The organism is Geodermatophilus sp. DSM 44513 (assembly GCF_032460525.1).
GTDB lineage: Bacteria > Actinomycetota > Actinomycetes > Mycobacteriales > Geodermatophilaceae > Geodermatophilus.
This window is the reverse complement of record NZ_CP135963.1, coordinates 1,493,070-1,510,109: the sequence shown is the minus strand read 5'-3', so window position 1 is coordinate 1,510,109 and position 17,040 is coordinate 1,493,070. Positions and strand designations below refer to the sequence as shown.

Sequence of the window (17,040 nt, the reverse complement as noted above, 5' to 3'; positions counted from 1 at the left end):
ACGACCTCATGACTGCACTCGAACCCGGCGCGGGAGAATTCGAGCGGCGGACCACGTCGGACGACATCGCCGACGCGCTGCGTGACGCGATCGCGCGCGGGGACTTCGCCGACGGCGAGGAGCTCAACCAGGTCACCCTCGCCCGGCACTTCGGGGTCTCGCGGGTACCGGTCCGTGAGGCGCTGCGCCAGCTGCAGGCCGAGGGCCTCATCAGCGCGAAGGCCCACATGCGCGCCGTGGTGACCGCCCTGACCGTCGAGCGTGTCGCCGAGGTGCTCGACCTGCGCATCCGCGTCGAGTCCTACCTGTTGGGTCGCGCTGCGCCTCGCATCGGCCGGACCGAGCTGGCCGAGCTCCGGGCACTCTGCGACGAGATGGAGCAGGTGGACGACCACGAGCAGTGGCTGACCCTGAACAAGACCTTCCACGGCCGCATCTACGCCCACTCGGGCGCTGAACTGGCCCTGGACATGTCCCGCCAGCTCACCGCGCGCGTCCAGCGGTACCTGCACATCGGACGCACGGACGGCGTGCACCGCAACGAGGAGGCCAACGCCGAGCACCGGCGGATCCTGGAGGCTCTCGCCGCCGGGGACGCCGGCCGGGCCTGCGCCGAGCTGGAGGCGCACATCGGGCGGACCCGGGCGCGCATCGTCGAGCTGCTCGAACAGCGCCGGACGGACGACGTCCCCACGCACGGCACCCGGGTCTGATCAGGCCGCGCCCGCGGTCGGCAGCAGCGGTGCCTGAGCCAGGTGCTGCAACTCCGCCCGGTAGGGCAGCAGGGCGCGGGGCGAGCCGGCCACGACCGCCCCGACCAGCCGGCCCGCGCGTCGGTACTCGGCGACGAACCGCCGCCCGGCCGGGTCGCCGTCCACGACGGTGACGTCCGGACCCAGTGTCGGGAACCCGACGCCCTGGATCCTCGTGGCGAACTGGTCGGTCCAGAAGGAGGGGACGGGACCGAAGGCAGCGACGCCCGGTCCGTGCAGCAGCCGCCTCGCCGCCGCCGCACCCTGCTCCGCGGCGTTGGTCCAGTGCTCGACGCGGAGCAGGTCGCCGCCGAGCGCCGGGTGCGGCCACCGGGCGACGTCCCCGGCTGCCACGACGTCGTCCACGCCGAGGACCGCCAGCGTCTCGTCGCAGACGACGCCGTCCTCGAGCACCGCTCCGGAGCCCGCCAGCCAGTCCGTCACCGGCGCAGCGCCCACGGCGACCACGACCACGTCGGCAGGGACGGTCGTCCCGTCGTCCAGGCGCACGCCGGTGACGCACCCGTCCACGTCCAGGCCGGCGACCGTGACCCCCTCGACGACCTGCACTCCGTACGCCCGGGCCCGCTCCGCGGCAGCCGGCGACAGGGGCCCCATCGGGCGGTGGAGCACGGGCAGTGCACCGAGGAGGGTGACCTCCAGACCGAGGTCCCGGCAGGTGGAGGCGATCTCCGTACCGATGAAGCCGGTACCGACGACCGCCACCCTGGCCCCCGGCACGAGCTCGGACCGCAGGGCCAGCGCGTCGTCCAGGGTCCGCAGGAGGAAGGTGCCGGGCACGTGGGGCACGGTCGGCAGGCGCCGGGCGGCCGACCCGGTGGCGACGACGAGGCCGTCGTAGGCGAGGGACTCCCCGTCGGCGAGCCGCAGCCGTCGCGCGACCGGGTCCAGGCCCACCGCCCGGCGGCCCAGCAGCCAGGTGGTGGTGTCGTCCAGCTCGTGTCTGAGGGCGATCGCCTCCGGGGCCAGGTCACCGGTGAGCAGCTTCTTGGACAGTGGTGGGCGGTCGTACGGCAGGTGGTCCTCGGCGCCCACCACGACGACCTCGCCGGTGAACCCCTCAGCGTGCAGCGACTGGACAGCGCGGGTCCCGGCCAGCGCAGCTCCCACCACGACGATGCGCTCCATAGCGGGATACTGTAGGCACTGTTGCGGCCAACCGCTCTCCCCCGGACGGCTCACCGACGAGTGACGCCCCGGAGTCACCGCTGCCGGTGCTCGTCCGAGGTGGGATCGCCCAGGATGCACGGACACCGTCACCGTGGCGGGATCGCCGCGGGAGGGTGTCGTCGTGGCCCGCGTCCCCCCGCAGGAGCTCGAGGTGATCGACGGCGGGCACCTGGTGGTCTACCTCCGGGGCTGACCCCATTGCGACCCGGCCGGCGCCCGGCCCGCCCAGGCGTCGTGCAGCAGGCTCGCCACGCCGTCGCGGGTGACCGGGCGGGGGTTGGCGTAGGACGAACCCCCGGCGACGGCGAGGTCGGCGACCCGCGGCAGGTCCTCCTCCCGCACGCCGAGCTCCGCGAGCGACCGGGGCGCGCCCAGCCGGCCGGCGAGCTCCCACAGCACGCGGGCCGGGTCCGCGGCGCCGCCGAGGGCGCGGGACAGCGCGGCGACGGCCTGCGGCGCGGCCGGCTGGTTGTACGCCAGGGCGTGCGGCAGGACGGCGGTGTGCGTCTCGGCGTGCGGCAGGTCCAACGCGCCGCCGAGGACGTGGCACAGCTCGTGGTGCAGGCCCATGGTGGTGGCGGCCAGCACCGCCCCGCACAGCCAGGCGCCGTACTGGGCCTCGCTGCGGGCGTCCAGGTCCGACCCGTCGGCGACCACCCGGGGCAGCGCGGCGGCCAGCGCCCGGACACCCTCCTCGGCCATCAGAGAGACGATCGGCGTCGCGTCGGGGGCGTACAGCGCCTCCACGGCGTGCGCGACGGCGTTGACGCCGCTGGTCGCCGACAGCCCCGCCGGCAGGGACAGCGTGAGTTCGGGGTCGTAGACGACGCTGCGCGGCAGCACCCGCAGGTCGCGGCCGGTGCGCTTGACCCCGCCCTCGGTCAGTCCCCACACCGGGGTCATCTCCGAGCCGGCGTAGGTCGTCGGGACGGCGACCACCGGCAGCTCGTGCGCCAGCGCGATCGCCTTGCCCAACCCGACCGCCGAGCCGCCGCCGACGGCGACGCAGCCGTCCGCGCCGAGCTCCGTGGCGCGCGCCCGGGCCCGGTGGGCGACCTCGACCGGCACGTGCACCCGCGCCTCCGGGAGCACACCGGCCGCGCGGTCGCCGAGCGCCCGCGCGACGCGCTCCCCGGTGTCCTGCTGCTCCGGCGAGCAGAGCACCAGCACGCGGGTCAGCCCCAGGGCCCCGACCTCGTCGGGCAGCCGGGCCAGCGACCCGGCGCCGAAGACCACCCGCATCGGCAGCGACTGGTGGGTGAACGGGGCGATCACGACGGCGCGCCCGGCACCGTGGTGGGCTGCGCCTGGGCCGGCTGGGCGGCCGGCGGCGCCTGGTCGGCGCGCAGCAGGGCGAGGTCGAAGGTGAGCGTCCGGAACGGGTTGGGCAGGCCCACCTCGGCCGCCTGCGCCGGGTCGTCGACCTCGGGCACCTCCCGGACGAGGCTGTCCTTGACGCCGAACACCGCATCGGAGTCCAGGTAGGGGCTGTCGGCGACGAACACGTGCGTGGTCACCGGCCGGTGACCGGCCGCGGCGGCGATGAAGTGCAGGTGCGCCGGCCGGTAGGGGTGCCGGCCGGTGGCCGCGAGCAGCTGCCCGACCGGCCCGTCGTCGGGGATCGGGTAGAACCGCGGCACCACCGAGCGGAACCAGAACCGGCCCTCGCCGTCGGTGGTGAACAGCCCGCGCAGGTTGCCCGGCGGCTGCACGCCGGGTTGCTGCACGTCGTAGAAACCGTCCTCGTTGGCCTGCCACACGTCGACCGTCGCCCCGGGCAGCGGCTCACCGTCCGGGCCGGTCACCCGCCCGGACACCAGGCACGGGCTGCCCTTGCCGTCCAGCGCGATGGTGTCGCCGAGCTCCCGCGGCGGGGACTCCACCATGTGGAAGGGCCCCAGCACCGTGGACTCCGTCGAGGTGCCGCCGGTGCGGTGGTTGATCGTCTCCACCAGCATCGACACCCCCAGCACGTCCGACAGCAGGATGAACTCCTGCCGGACGTCGTCGCTGATCTGGCCGGTGCGGGTGAGGAAGTCGATCGCCGCCCCCCACTCCTGCTCGGTCAGCTCGACGTCCTTGACGAAGGCGTGCAGGTGGTGCACCAAGGAGGTGAGCACCCGGCGCAGCCGGGGGTCCGGGGTGCCGGCGAAGGCGGCGGCCACGACGTCGGCCGAGCCCTCCTCGGTGAACAGCAGCCGGTCGCTCACGCCGGCACCTGCCCCGCGCGGTCCAGCACGGTGCGCAGCGCGCTCTCCAGGGCGGCCTGGGCGTCGGCGTCGGTCGCGGCAGCCGCGCGGCGGCGGAAGGCGACGTAGCCGTCTGGGCGGACCAGCAGCACCCCGCCGTCGTCGGTGCCGCGCACCCGCGCCCAGTCGCCGTAGAGGTCGTCGTGGGCGCGGCCGGGGCCGATGACGACCGAGGCGACGTCGACGCCCAGCCGCTCCCCCACCGCGGCCGCGGCCCGGACCCACGCCTCCCCGCCGATGCCGGTGACGGCGGTGAACCGGCCGCCCCCGACCAGGTCGAGGGTGGACACCCGGCGGCGGTGGTCGGTGGTGAGCCAGGCGTGCGGCAGCTTGGCGCCGGGCCGGGAGGTGACGTGGCTGTACAGCTCGGGGTCGCGGGCCGGCTGTTCGGCGGGCGTTCCGTCGGGCACCACCGCGGCCGACGCGTAGCGCTGGTCCATCTCCACGCCGTGGCAGTTGAACTCGTGGTCCTTGAAGGCGATGGCCTCGCGCAGCGCGGCCCGCTGCTTCTCCGCCTCCGGGGTGGCCTCCTTGCGCGCCGCCATGTGGGCGACCATCAGCTCCGGGTCGGTGGTGTCGAGCAGCCCCAGGGCGTCGTAGATGCGGGCGGTGTCGGCGATGCTCTGGTTGGCCCGGTCGACGACCTGCCGGCCCACCGGCGCGCGCTCGGCGGAGTAGGTGTCCAGCAGCCCCGGCCCGGCCTGGCCGCGGACGACCATCGCCAGCTTCCACGCGAGGTTGTAGGCGTCCTGGATGGAGGTGTTGGAGCCCAGGCCGTTCGACGGCGGGTGCCGGTGCACCGCGTCGCCGGCGCAGAACACCCGCCCGGCGGAGTACCGCTCGGCGTACAGGTGGTTCACCGTCCAGGCCGAGCTGGACAGGATCCGCACCGGCACCGAGTCGTCGCCGACCAGCCGGCGGACGACGGACAGCGCGAACTCCTCGGTGAGGTCCGGGGGCGGGCCGTCGATGTCGTAGCCCCAGACGATCAGCCAGCGGTGCCAGGGCCGCACCATCCGCACCAGGCCCGCCCCGATCCCGCCCACGTCCGCGCCGGGCTGCAGCACCCAGTACAGGACCGAGGGCCGGTCGGCGACGAGGTGGGAGAGGTCGGCGTCGAAGACGACGTTGATGCTGCCGCCGACGCCCATGCGGCCCTGCAGGGGCAGGCCGACGTCCTGGGCGACCTGGCTGCGGCCACCGTCCGCGCCGACGACGTACCGGGCGCGGACGTCGTACTCGTCGCCGCGCAGCCGGTCCCGGACGTGCACGGTGACGCCCTCGTCGTCCTGCTGCAGGGACAGGTACTCGGTGTCGAAGCGGACCCGGGCGCCGCGCGCCTGGGCGTTGTGCAGCAGGACGGGCTCCATGAGGTCCTGCGGCATGTCGCAGATCCGCGACGGGCTGGCCGCGGTGTAGTCGGCCAGCCGGTCGGGCCGGGTGCCCCAGGCGTGCAGCCGGCCCAGCTCCTCGCCGGCGATCGAGGTGCAGTAGACGAGGTTGCCCATCAGCTCCTGCGGGACCGCCTGGGCCACCACCTCCTCCTCGACGCCGAGGTCGCGGAGGGCCTCCATGGTGCGCTGGTTGGTGATGTGCGCCCGCGGGGTGTCGGCCAGCCGCCCGTACTTGGTGATGACCGTGGTCGACACGCCGTAGGTGGCCAGCGCCAGGGCGGCCGCGGAGCCGGCCGGTCCGCTGCCCACGACGAGGACGTCGGTGACGAGGTCTGCCATCGGGTGCCTCTCCTCGGTGCTCGAGTCACGTCGGCCCCGAGTGTGCGGCGCGCCACAGCGCCGTCTCCTGCACGTCCGGGCTGTCCTCGCTGCACGAACAGCGCACCGGCGGGTCAGGCGGCGCGGCGCACCGCGGCCGGTGTGGTGCCGAGGTGGGCCCGCACGACCCTGGTGAGGTGCTCCTGGTGGGAGAAGCCGCAGCGGGCGGCGATCTCCGCGATCGGCGCCCGGGTGGTGCGCAGCAGCCGGCAGGCGCGGTCCAGGCGCAGGCCCAGCAGGTAGCGGTGCGGTGCCAGGCCGGTCCGCGCCTTGAACTGCCGGCCGAACTGGCTGACGCTGAGCCCCGCGGCCGACGCCAGCTCGGTCAGGGGGACCGGCCCGGCCAGCCGCTCCTCCATCAGCGCCCGGACGGCCTCGAACTGCCGGTCCCCCAGACCGCGGGGCGACCGGTCGTCGGCCGGTCGCGGGCCGGCCGCGTGCTGGCGGACCAGCTGGGCGGCGACCATGGCCCCCAGCTGGTCGACGTAGGTCCGGGCGGTGGGCTCCCAGTGCCGCAGCGTCTGGTCCATCGAGCGCAGCAGCAGCTCCAGCAGGCGGTCACTGGTGCCGAGCTCCTCGGCCAGCTCCACCGGCCGCTCGCCGTCCCCGGCGCCCTGGAGCACCTCGTCGCGCAGGTAGAGGTGCACCGTGTGCAGGGGTCCGCCGAGCTCGACGGTCAGGTCACGCCCGGCCGGGTGGACGAACAGGCCCCCGGCCGGCACCTCCCGCGCGCGGCTCGCCGTCCCCCGGCCACGCCGGACGACGACCGGTCCGTCCAGGTGCAGGATCACCAGGTGCGTGCCGGCCGCGGCGAAGGAGTCGCGGTAGGGGCGCTCGTGCTGCACGGACAGGTACTGCCCGTCCCACCCCAGGCCGGCGCTGGTCCGCTCGGGCGTCACCCAGGGCTGGCGGAGGATGCCGTTGGTGTGCGAGAGCCCCAGTTCACTCGACACGGACCGTTCCTCTGCTCAACGGGATGCGCGCGTACCGCGTGGTGTGCGGGACAGGCTAGTCGCCGCCCGGCCGCTCCCGGACCGCTCGGGAGCGGTGCGCCGCGGTCACCGCCGCCCCACGTGCGGCCGCGCCGTGCACCCCACGCCGGCGGCGGGCCACTGCGCGCGATCGGCGGCTGGGCGGACCGCCACGCCCGCCAGCACGCTGCGGGTCCTCCGCGCCGGACGGCGGACGCCCCCCGGACCGCTCACAGCGGGAGCGTCCCGGCCGCGAACCGGGCCGCCAGCTCCGAGCGGGACCGGACGTGCAGCTTCGCGTAGACGTGCGTGAGGTGGAACTGGACGGTCTTGACCGACAGCGTCACCGCGGCGGCGACCTCCCGGTTGGTCAGGCCGGTCGCGACCAGCTCGGCGATCGTCCGCTCCTGCTCGGTGAGCCCCTGGGCGCCGGCCGCGGCGCCGCGCACGGCGGGGCGGCCCGTCTTGAGCTCGCGGTCGCAGCGGTCGACGTAGACCTGCGCGCCGAGGGCGGCGAACGTCAGACGCGCCGTGGCCAGCAGCGCCGCGGCGTCCCGGCGTCGGCCGGCCCGCCGCAGGGTCATCCCGTGGACGTAGTCCACCCGGGCGCGCTCGTAGGGCAGCGGCAGCGCGGCGAGGTGCGCCCGTGCCGCCTCGAACGCCGCCCCAGCCCCGGTCAGGTCGCCGCGAGCGGCGAGCAGCCGGCCACGGACGCAGCCCAGTCGGGCGCTCGTGGACCGGTGTCCCCGGCGGTGCGCCGTCTCCTCCAACGGCGCGAGGAACCGCTCGGCCTCGGCGAGCCGGTCGGTCACGGCGAGGGCGTGGGCGTGGACGTCGTGCCAGGGCCAGAAGCCCGGCTCGTCCAGACCACCGCGCGGCGTCCGGCCGGCGAGCGGGGCGAGGTGGCGCACGACCGCGGGGTGGTCCGACGCGGCCTCCGCGACGCAGGCGCGGGCGAGCAGGGCCGGCACCGTCATGACGGTGTAGTCGTGCTCGGTGGCCGCGCCCAGCCGGAGGTGGCGCTCGGCGGCCTCCTGGTCCCCCTGCAGCGCGTGGACCTGCGCGCCGGTCCAGTGCACGAGCGGACCCAGGAGGTGCAGCCCGGTGGCCCCGAGGAGCACCTCCGCGCGCCCGACGGCGTCCAGCGCCCCGGGCCAGTCCCCCAAGGCGAAGCGGGTGCGGGCCAGCCAGGCGAGGGCCCACAGGGAGATCCGGTTGGAGCCGGTCTGCCGGACGGTCGGGACGGCGGACTCCAGCTCGCGCCGGGCCGCCTCCGGTTCGTCCTGGGCCAGGGACAGCCAGCCCAGCCCCATGCGGGCGCGCTGGTGCTGGGGCCCGGAGGGGCTCTCGGCCACCGCCTGCCGGTAGGCGGTGAACGCCTCCGCGACCGCACCGCGGGCGGCGTGTCCCAGACCGACGATGGCGCGGGACTCGACCGCCGCGGGCGAGCCGGGTTCGGCGTGCTCGACCGCCCGGCCGGCCCACCGCACCAGCTCTTCGCCGTCCCAGTCGGCCAGGGCGTGCAACACGTGGCGCTGGCAGACCACGGCGGCGGCCGCGCGGTCGGCCCCGCGGTGGCGCCAGGCGGTGTCCAGGTGGGAGACCGCCTCGGCCCGGCGGCCCCGCTGGAGTGCGACGTAGGCCAGCACCGCGTCCCGACGCGGGCCGGCCGGCAGCGCCTGTACGTCGGGGAGGGCGTCGACCGCCTGACCGAGCAGGCCGGCACCGGCCAGGGCGTCGACGGCCTCGATGAGGCGGCTCTCCCGGTCGGCCCGGCCGGGGCTGATCCGGCTGGCGTCGATGAGCGCGCCGGCGACCACGGCCCACGCCCCCTCGTCGGCCTTGCGCCGCGCCAGCTCCACCAGCTCGCGGGCGAGGCCGGCGTCCGGGAGCGGGGCCGCCTCCACCCGGTGGCGGAGCCGCTCGACGTCGTCCGTGACGACGGCGGCCGCCCGCAGGTGCAGGTCGTGCCGGGTCCGCGGCGAGAGGGTCGCGTGGACCGCGCCACGGACGAACCGCTCCGGGAAGACCAGCGCGTCCAGGCCGTGCCCGGCGGCGGCCGCCAGGAGACCGACGGTGCACGCCTCCTCCAGCGCGGCGACCGGGTCGGCGAGCCCGGCCAGGACCGCGGCGTCGGCGAGCACCGGGGTGCGACCGAGCACGGCGGCCGCCTCGACGAGCGCCCGGGCCGCCGGCGAGCAGCGGTCCAGCGCCCGCTGCACCCGGCGCTGGACGCCCGCGGGCGCCGGCAACCGGGTCTGCCAGTCCGACCAGCGCGCCGGCGGGGTGTCGCGGAGCACCTCCAGCAGGTAGCGGGGGATGCCGGCGGTGTGCTCGCACAGCCGCCGCGCGATCGGCAGCGGGAGGTCGACGGCCGCCACCCGGGCGGCCAGCAGCCGGACGTCCTCCGGCCGCAGCGGCGGCACCGGCACGGGGACCCCGGGCAGCCGCTCGAGGACGTCGGCGAGCTCCGGGTCCTCGGTGGCCGACCACCCGGTGGTCCGGGTGACCAGCAGCAGCACGGGCGCGTCGTGCAGCCGGACGACCGCCGAGACGACCGCCTGCAGGGACACCACGTCGGCGCGGTCGGCGTCGTCGACGGCCACCAGCAGCGCCCCCTCCCGGGCGCGGTCGACCCACCGCTGCGCCAGGGCGGTGCCCAGGTCGGCCGGGTCGGTCGTGGCCTGCGACACGGCGGGGCCCGCGGGGTCGTCGTCCAGCAGTCGCCGGGCCAGCGCCCCAGACCGGCACCGCTCCCACGGCAGGCCGGTCGCCGATGTCGTGGGCAGCTCCCGGTGCCGGTGCAGGAAGCGGCGCAGGAGGGTGGTCCTGCCGATCCCGGCCGGACCCTCGAGGACGGCGGTCACCGGCCCGCCCGTCCGCACCCGTGCGAGCAGGCCGTCGAGCCGCGCCGTCTCGGGGACCTGCCCGACGACGTGGTGGTCCTCGTCACCCGGGCGCACGTCGGCCACCGTAGGGCCGGGCGGCTCGGTGGAGGGCCGTCCGCTCAGCGGCTCAGCCCAGGTCGCCACCGGCCACGGGCAGGACCGTCCCGGTGATGTAGGAGGCCTCCTCCGAGGCGAGGAAGGTGATGGCCGCCGCCTGCTCGTCCAGGGTCCCGTAGCGCTTGAGCAGCGAGGACTCGACCGTCTGGTCGACGATCGTCCGGTACCAGGCCTGCTCCACCTCGGACTCGGGGGCCGGCCCGCGCGGGGTCCGGCGCGGCGGGGCGTCGGTCCCGCCGGGTGCGGTGGCGACCACGCGCACGCCGTGCGGGGCCATCTCCAGGGCCAGCGCGGAGGTGATGGCGTTGACCCCGCCCTTGGCCGCGGCGTACGGCAGGCGGTTGACCCCCCGGGTGGCCACCGACGAGACGTTGACGATGGTGCCCCGTCCCCGTTCCACCATGTGCGGCACGACGGCGCGGCAGCACCACAGCGTCGGCCACAGCGACCGGCTGATCTCGGCCTGGATCTGCTCGGGCGGGTAGTGCTCGAACGGCTTGGCCCAGATCGTGCCCCCGACGGTGTGCACGGCGACGTCGATGCGGCCGAACCGCTGCAGCGCGGCCTGCACGACCGACGTCGCGCCCTCCCAGGTCTCCAGGTCGGCGACCACGGGGAGCGCCTCGGCGCCGGGCCGGCCCAGTTCCGCGGCCAGGTCGCGCACCGGCTCGGCCCGGTCGGCCAGGACCAGGCTGCCGCCCTCGGCGCTGATCCGCCGCGCCGTGCGTTCACCGATCCCCTGCCCGGCCCCGGTGACCAGGACGACCTGGCCGGCGAACCGGCCCGGCGTGACGAACCGGGGACGGCGCCCGGCGGCGAGGTCGTGCATGGCTCGGCGGGTGGTCTCCTTCGACCGCTCCGCGTGCTCGGTGACCAGGACCCGCGCCCGCTCGCGGTCGCCGTCCCGGAACGCCTCGACGATGTCGAGGTGGTCCTGGGTGCAGCGGGGGTGGCACCAGGTGGCCGTGCGGAGGGACTCCTCCATGTGCCCCGTGACGCCCAGTGCCTGGTAGGCGCGCAGCAGGTGCTCGTTGCCGGTGAGGGTGAACAGGTAGTCGTGGAAGGCGGCGTTGGTCTCGGTGTAGGCCGCGGCGTCGACGAACCGGTCGCCCTCGACGTGCGGCACGGTCGCCTCGGCCAGGACCCGGTAGCCGACCAGCTGCTGGTGGCTCAGGCGGCCGACGGTCAGCTCGAGCGCGCCCAGCTCCAGCGCCCGGCGGGCGTCGAACAGGGCGTCGGACTCGTGCACCGACGGGTGCTCCTCACCGATCTCGTAGCCGTCGGCCGTGATCGCGAAGCCCCGGGCGGTCATGGCCGGCTGGACCTCCGCGTCCGCCGCACCGGCCGGCGCCGCCGCGGTCGGCGGGGTGAGCTGCTCGAGCGCCACCTCGGGCAGCACCTCCTGGCCGGCGACGGAACGGGCGCCGACGGCGGGCACGAGGTCGTCGGCGTCCTCCACGGGGAGGACGTCGCCGCCGGCGGAGGGCTCCCCCACCTGCTGGCCCGCCACGCGCCACATCTCCCCGGGCGACTCCGCACCCCGCCCGGTGCCGCCGGAGCTGCCCAGGGGGTCCAGCTCGACCAGCGGGAAGAGCGCCTGCCCGGCTGCGGTCCGCCCCTCCCTGCCGTCCAGGGCGAGCAGCTCGGCCACGGTGTCCGGGACGGCGACCGGGACCGGCGGCGGCTCGGGAGCGGCCTGCTCGGGCTCGGGGACGACCGCGCCCGGCTCCGGCTCGACGACCTCCTCGGGGACTTGCGTCGGGGCCGCGGCCAGGGCGAACTTCTCGTAGTAGAAGCCCGCCGGGCTGACCCCCAGCCCGGCGACGTGCGTGCGGACGGCCTCCACCATGGCCGGTGGACCGCAGAGGTACACCGCGGCGCGGCCGTCGTGCAGGTGCTCGGCGCCGGTGAACCCCGTGACGTAGCCCCGGTTGGCCGCCGTGGTCGCGGGGTCGGCGACGCAGTGGTCCCAGGTGAACCCGTCGATGGCGCCGGCCAGCCGGTCGATGGCCGCCGTCTCGACCAGGTCGTCGTCGGTCGTGACGCCGTAGACCAGGTGCACCTGCCGGTCGCTGCCGGCGCCCTCCAGCGTCCGCAGGATGGACAGGACAGGCGCCAGCCCGGTCCCGCCGGCCAGGAGCAGCAACGGCGCGTCGGACTCGCGCAGGAAGAAGCTGCCGTGCGGGCCGGTGAAGGTGACCTCGTCCCCCACCTGCGCCCGCTGCTCCAGCCAGGTGGACATGACGCCACCGGGCGTCAGCTTGACCAGGAAGGTCAGCTCCTCGTCCTGCGGAGCGCTGCTGAAGGAGTACGACCGGGACTCCCCGGTGCCCGGGACGGCGATGTTGACGTACTGCCCGGGGAGGAACGCCAGGGAGGTCCGGTCGTCGACCGCGACGGCCAGCCGGACCGTGGTCGGGGACAGCCGGTCCAGCGCGGTGACCCGACCGCGGTGGGTGGCGGCGCTGGTCTTCGCCACCGCCGAGGTGCTGGCGATCTGCAGGACCAGGTCCGAGCGGGGCTTCGTGCTGCAGGTCAGCACGTAGCCGCTCTCCGCCTCGTCGCCGGACAGCGCGTCCTCGAGGTAACCGCCCATGTCGAACTCGCCGGACTCGCAGAACGCCTTGCAGGTGCCGCAGACGCCGTCCCGGCAGTCCAGCGGGATGTTGATCCGCGACCGGTAGGACGCGTCGGCGACGGTCTGGTCGTCCCGGCAGGTGATGAAGCGGGTGACCCCGTCCTCGAACGCCAGTGCCACGCGGTGGTCCATGAGATCTCCGTAGCTCGGAGGGGCGGCTGCTCGGTGGGGTGGCTGCTCGGTGGGGTGGCCTGGGCAGGCCGCTGCTCAGAGGTGGTAGATGTCGACGACGTGGTGGATGTAGTCGTTCTTCAGCACCACGGTCTTGCGCCGGATCAGCGGCGCGGGCCCGGAGAAGTCGATCGTGTAGAACGACGTCCCGTAGTACGGGTCCACGGTCTTGTACCGGAAGTACATCGTGTGCCAGTTGAACCGGACGTCGACCAGGTCGCCGCGGCGCTCGATGACCTCGACGTTGCTGACGTTGTGGCTGGTGCGCGGCTCGGGCAGGGACGTCGCGCTGGAGCGCTCGGTGCGGATCCGGAAGACGCGGTCCTCCAGCCCGCCCTTGTTCGAGTAGTAGATGAGGGACATCTCCCGGCGCGGGTCCTCGGTGAGCCGGTCGTCGTCGGCCCACGAGGGCATCCAGAAGACGGCGTCGTCGGCGTAGCACTCCAGCCACTTCTCGAACTCGCGGTCGTCGAGGTAGCGGGCCTCGCGGTAGAGGAACTGCTCGATCGTGTTCTGGGTGATGAGCTTCCCGCCCGTGGGTGCCGCCGGGGCCGGGGTCTGCGTGGTGTCCTGCGTGGTGGTCACGGGGATCAGCCCTCCGTCGTCGCGGCGGACGCGCCGGCGCGCTTCTCGAGCGCGGCGCGCATGGTCTGCAGCCAGTAGCCGTGCTGGATGGGGTAGAGCCCCTCGTCCTCGTTGCGCTGCCCCGCCGAGATGACGCCGTCCATGCCGAGGGCCTCGGCGACCGGGTCCGGGCCGGTCAGCCAGTGCTCGGCGCCGCGGCTCATGTCGTTCCACGGCGCGGCGGTGGCCTGGAAGGTGAGCTGGCAGGAGCGGAACTCCTCCAGGTCGTCCGGGGTGGCCATGCCCGAGGCGTTGAAGAAGTCCTCGTACTGGCGGATCCGGTGCTCGCGGGCCTCGGCGCTCTCCCCCTTGGGGGCGATGCAGTAGATGGTGACCTCGGTCCGGTCCGGCGTGATCGGCCGGAAGTGCCGGATCTGGGTGCTGAACTGGTCCATCAGGTAGACGTTCGGGTAGAGGCACAGGTTGCGCGAGCCCTTGACCATGAACTCGCCCTTGGCGTCGCCGAACTGGGCCTTGAGGTCGTCCAGGCGGTCCCACAGCGGGCGGTCCTGCGGGTTGGCCGCCCAGGTCCACAGGCACAGGTGCCCGTTGGGGTAGGACCAGTAGCCCCCGCCGGACTTGCCCCAGCCGCCGGCGTCCAGCGCCTTCGTCGTGTTCTTGGACTCGCCGGTGCTGCGCCGCGACGTCGTGGCCGCGTAGTTCCAGTGGGTCGCGCTGACGTGGTAGCCGTCGGCGCCGTTCTCGGCCTGGACCTTCCAGTTGCCGTCGAAGGTGTAGGTCGAGGAACCGCGCAGCACCTCCAGCCCGTCGGGTGACTGGTCGACGAGCATGTCGATGACCTTGGTGGTGTCGCCGAGGTGCTCGGCGAGCGTGCTCACGTCCGGGTTGACGCTGCCGAACAGGAACCCGCGGTAGCTGTCGAAGCTCGCCACCTTGACCAGGTCGTGCGAGCCGTCCTTGGCGAAGCTCTCGGGGTAGCCGGCGCCGTCGGGGTCCTTGACCTTGAGCAGCTTGCCGTCGTTGCGGAACGTCCAGCCGTGGAACGGGCAGGTCAGCGTCATCCGGTTGTCGGTCTTGCGGCGGCAGAGCATCGAGCCACGGTGCGCGCACGCGTTGACCAGGCAGTGCAGCTCGCTCTGCTTGTCGCGGGTGATCACCACCGGCTGGCGGCCGATGAAGGTGGTGAAGTAGTCACCGGGGTTGGCGACCTGGCTCTCGTGCGCGAGGTAGACCCAGTTGCCCTCGAAGATGTGGGTCATCTCCAGCTCGAAGATCTCCTCGTCGGTGAAGATCCGACGGTTGGCGCGGAAGATCCCGGCCTCGGGGTCGTCGATGACGGCGTCGGCGAGGACGTCGCGGAGCTGGGTGGCGTCGACTGTCATGGCGGGCCTCCGGTCGAGTGGGCGGTCGGTCGAGCAGGCGGTCGGGCGGGTGCGTCGGGACCACTGTCCGGTGGCGCACGTCACGTCCGCGTCGGGCATCTGCCTAGTCCTGACCAGGCGCTCATCGAGACTCTCGGTGTCTGGATCGAGCCGGAATCGGTCTTTGTCCCTACACGACCGCCGCCCCTACGTTGACCGCGTCACACCAGGGACCGCGCCGGGCGGACCGGGGACGCCGACGGAGGAGGGCGCATGGAGATCCGCCAGCTGCACTACTTCGTCACCGTCGCCCGCACCCTGCACTTCGGGCGGGCGGCCGACGAGCTGCACATGGCCCAGTCCCCGCTGTCCCAGGCCATCCGGCAGCTGGAGCACCAGCTCGGGGCCACGCTGTTCACCCGGACGACGCGGCGGGTCGAGCTGACGCCCGCCGGCGAGGCGCTCCTGCGCGACGCGGAGCGCGTCCTCGAGTCGGTGGAGGCCGCCCGGGCCCGGGTCCGGCTCGTCGGTGACGGGCACACCGGGCTGCTCCGGGTCGGCGCGACCGGGCTGGCCGCCTTCCGGCACCTGCCCCAGCTGGCCCGGATCGCCACCCGGGAGGTGCCCGGCCTGGTGCTGCGGTTCCGGCCCGACCTGCTCACCCCGGCGCAGGAGACCGCGCTGGAGGAGGACCGGATCGACCTCGCCGTGCTCCGGCCCCCGCTGCGCCGGACCGGGGCGTCGTCCCGGCTGATCGCCCGCGAGCGCCTGGTCCTCGCCACCCCGACCAGCCACCGGCTCGACGGCGAGGAGCCGGTGCGGCTCCTTGAGCTGCGCGACGAGGACTTCGTGGTCTACGGCGTCCGCGACTCCGTCGTCGACACCGTGGTGACCCAGGCGTGCCTGGCCGCCGGCTTCCTGCCGCGCCGCACCCACCAGGCCGCGGAGAGCTCGATCGTGCTCACCCTGGTCGCCGCCGGGCTGGGGGTCGCCGTGCTGCCCGAGTCGGTGCTGGCCCTGCGGGTGGACGGCGTGCGCTTCGTGCCCGTCGCCGACGACGTGCACGTCGACCTGGCACTCGCCTGGCGCCGGGACGACCCCTCCCCCGCCCTGGCCCGGCTGCTGGACGCGCTGGAGGCCAACGGGTTCATCGCACCGGACACCGCCCTCACCGGTCCGTCCACCCCGGACGCCGTCCCCCACGGAGGAGCCCTGTGAAGATCGTCCGGGTCGAGGCGATCCCGTTCGCCATCCCGTACCGCAAGCCGCTGCGCTTCGCCAGCGGGGAGGTGCACGTCGCCGACCACGTGCTGGTCCGGGTGCACACCGACGACGGCGTGGTCGGGATCGCCGAGGCCCCGCCGCGGCCGTACACCTACGGGGAGACGCAGGCCTCCATCGTCGCAGTCGTCGAGCAGCTGTTCGCCCCCGCGCTGACGGGCCTCACCCTGCTCGAGCGCGAGACCGCACGGGCGCGCACGGAGCGCACGGTGGGCAACCCGGCGGCGAAGGCGGCCGTCGACATGGCTGTCTGGGACGCCCTGGGCCGCACGCTGGACCTGCCGGTGACCCAGCTCCTGGGCGGCTGGACCGACCGGATGCGCGTCTCGCACATGGTCGGGTTCGCGCCCGACGCCGAGATGGTCGCCGAGGCCGAACGCGTCCGCGACCGGCACGGCATCACCACGTTCAAGGTGAAGGTCGGCCGGCGCCCGGTGGACCTCGACGTCGGCGCCTGCCGGGCGCTGCGGGCCGCCCTCGGTCCGGGCGTCGAGCTCTACGTGGACGGCAACCGCGGCTGGACGCCGTCGGAGGCGGCGCGTGCGCTGCAGGCCATGGCCGACCTCGACCTGACCCTCGCCGAGGAGCTCTGCCCGGCCGACGACGTGCTCGGCCGCCGTTGGCTCACGGCCCGCACGGCGGTACCGACCGTCGCCGACGAGAGCGCCACGACGCCCGGTGAGGTGACCCGCGAGCTGCTCGGCGGCTCGGCGACCGCGATCAGCATCAAGACCGCCCGCAGTGGCTTCAGCACCTCCCAGCGCATCCTGCACCAGTGCGAGGGCCTCGGGGCCGAGGTCGTCATGGGCAACCAGATCGACGGCCAGCTCGGCACCGCCTGCACGGTCGCCTTCGGCGCCGCCCACCGCAGCTCGTCGCGACGGGCCGGTGAGCTGTCCAACTTCCTGGACATGAGCGACGACCTGCTCACCGAGCCGCTGGGGATCTCCGGCGGCGAGCTCGTCGTCCGTCCCGGCCCCGGGATCGGGGTCGAGATCGACCCCGACAAGCTCGCCCGCTACCGCCAGGACCGCTAGGTCCCGCCCCGCACCGCCCCCATCCCC

The 17,040-nt window shown here is 74.9% G+C and carries 12 protein-coding genes; 3 read left to right on the top strand and 9 right to left on the bottom strand.

Features of this window, described 5'->3' with window-relative positions; all coding sequences use genetic code 11:
- The first annotated feature begins 8 nt into the window (after positions 1-8).
- A complete protein-coding gene (locus RTG05_RS07345) occupies positions 9-713 on the top strand; it encodes a GntR family transcriptional regulator (protein ID WP_166528090.1) in 705 nt (234 codons plus the stop codon).
- Here the strand turns inward: RTG05_RS07345 and RTG05_RS07340 are convergent, their stop codons facing one another.
- The 9 genes from RTG05_RS07340 to benA form a co-directional block, all read right to left on the bottom strand.
- Positions 714-1,901 carry an NAD(P)/FAD-dependent oxidoreductase gene (locus RTG05_RS07340; RefSeq protein ID WP_166528089.1) on the bottom strand — a complete coding sequence of 396 codons (1,188 nt, stop codon included), beginning with the start codon at positions 1,899-1,901 and terminating at the stop codon, positions 714-716. It lies immediately after the preceding gene.
- Positions 1,902-2,120: 219 nt separating this feature from the next.
- Positions 2,121-3,218 (bottom strand): maleylacetate reductase, encoded by a 1,098-nt coding sequence (locus RTG05_RS07335; RefSeq protein ID WP_208104844.1) that lies wholly within the window; start codon positions 3,216-3,218, stop codon positions 2,121-2,123.
- Entirely contained in the window at positions 3,215-4,153 is a 939-nt protein-coding gene (locus RTG05_RS07330; RefSeq protein WP_166528088.1) for an intradiol ring-cleavage dioxygenase, read from the bottom strand. Before RTG05_RS07330 ends, RTG05_RS07335 begins: the two co-directional genes overlap by 4 nt.
- Complete coding sequence (locus RTG05_RS07325) at positions 4,150-5,925, bottom strand: FAD-dependent oxidoreductase (RefSeq protein ID WP_166528087.1); 1,776 nt, start codon at positions 5,923-5,925, stop codon at positions 4,150-4,152. Before RTG05_RS07325 ends, RTG05_RS07330 begins: the two co-directional genes overlap by 4 nt.
- 113 nt (positions 5,926-6,038) lie before the next feature.
- On the bottom strand, positions 6,039-6,917 hold the full coding sequence (locus tag RTG05_RS07320; protein ID WP_208104843.1) for a helix-turn-helix domain-containing protein: 879 nt from the start codon (positions 6,915-6,917) through the stop codon (positions 6,039-6,041).
- A gap of 248 nt (positions 6,918-7,165) precedes the next feature.
- On the bottom strand, positions 7,166-9,898 hold the full coding sequence (locus RTG05_RS07315; RefSeq protein ID WP_315912410.1) for a helix-turn-helix transcriptional regulator: 2,733 nt from the start codon (positions 9,896-9,898) through the stop codon (positions 7,166-7,168).
- Between the two features lie 52 nt (positions 9,899-9,950).
- Positions 9,951-12,710, bottom strand: a complete 2,760-nt coding sequence (benC, locus tag RTG05_RS07310; RefSeq protein ID WP_166528086.1) for a benzoate 1,2-dioxygenase electron transfer component BenC — start codon at positions 12,708-12,710, stop codon at positions 9,951-9,953.
- A 75-nt stretch (positions 12,711-12,785) separates the two neighbouring features.
- Positions 12,786-13,334, bottom strand: a complete 549-nt coding sequence (benB, locus tag RTG05_RS07305; protein WP_166528085.1) for a benzoate 1,2-dioxygenase small subunit — start codon at positions 13,332-13,334, stop codon at positions 12,786-12,788.
- A gap of 5 nt (positions 13,335-13,339) precedes the next feature.
- Positions 13,340-14,716 (bottom strand): benzoate 1,2-dioxygenase large subunit, encoded by a 1,377-nt coding sequence (gene benA / locus RTG05_RS07300; protein WP_166528084.1) that lies wholly within the window; start codon positions 14,714-14,716, stop codon positions 13,340-13,342.
- Positions 14,717-14,968: 252 nt separating this feature from the next.
- Here benA and RTG05_RS07295 point away from each other — a divergent pair, with 252 nt between their 5' ends.
- Positions 14,969-15,913 (top strand): LysR substrate-binding domain-containing protein, encoded by a 945-nt coding sequence (locus tag RTG05_RS07295; protein WP_166528083.1) that lies wholly within the window; start codon positions 14,969-14,971, stop codon positions 15,911-15,913.
- Positions 15,910-17,013, top strand: coding sequence for a mandelate racemase/muconate lactonizing enzyme family protein (locus tag RTG05_RS07290; RefSeq protein WP_166528082.1), 1,104 nt, complete (start codon positions 15,910-15,912; stop codon positions 17,011-17,013). Before RTG05_RS07295 ends, RTG05_RS07290 begins: the two co-directional genes overlap by 4 nt.
- Positions 17,014-17,040 lie beyond the last annotated feature (27 nt).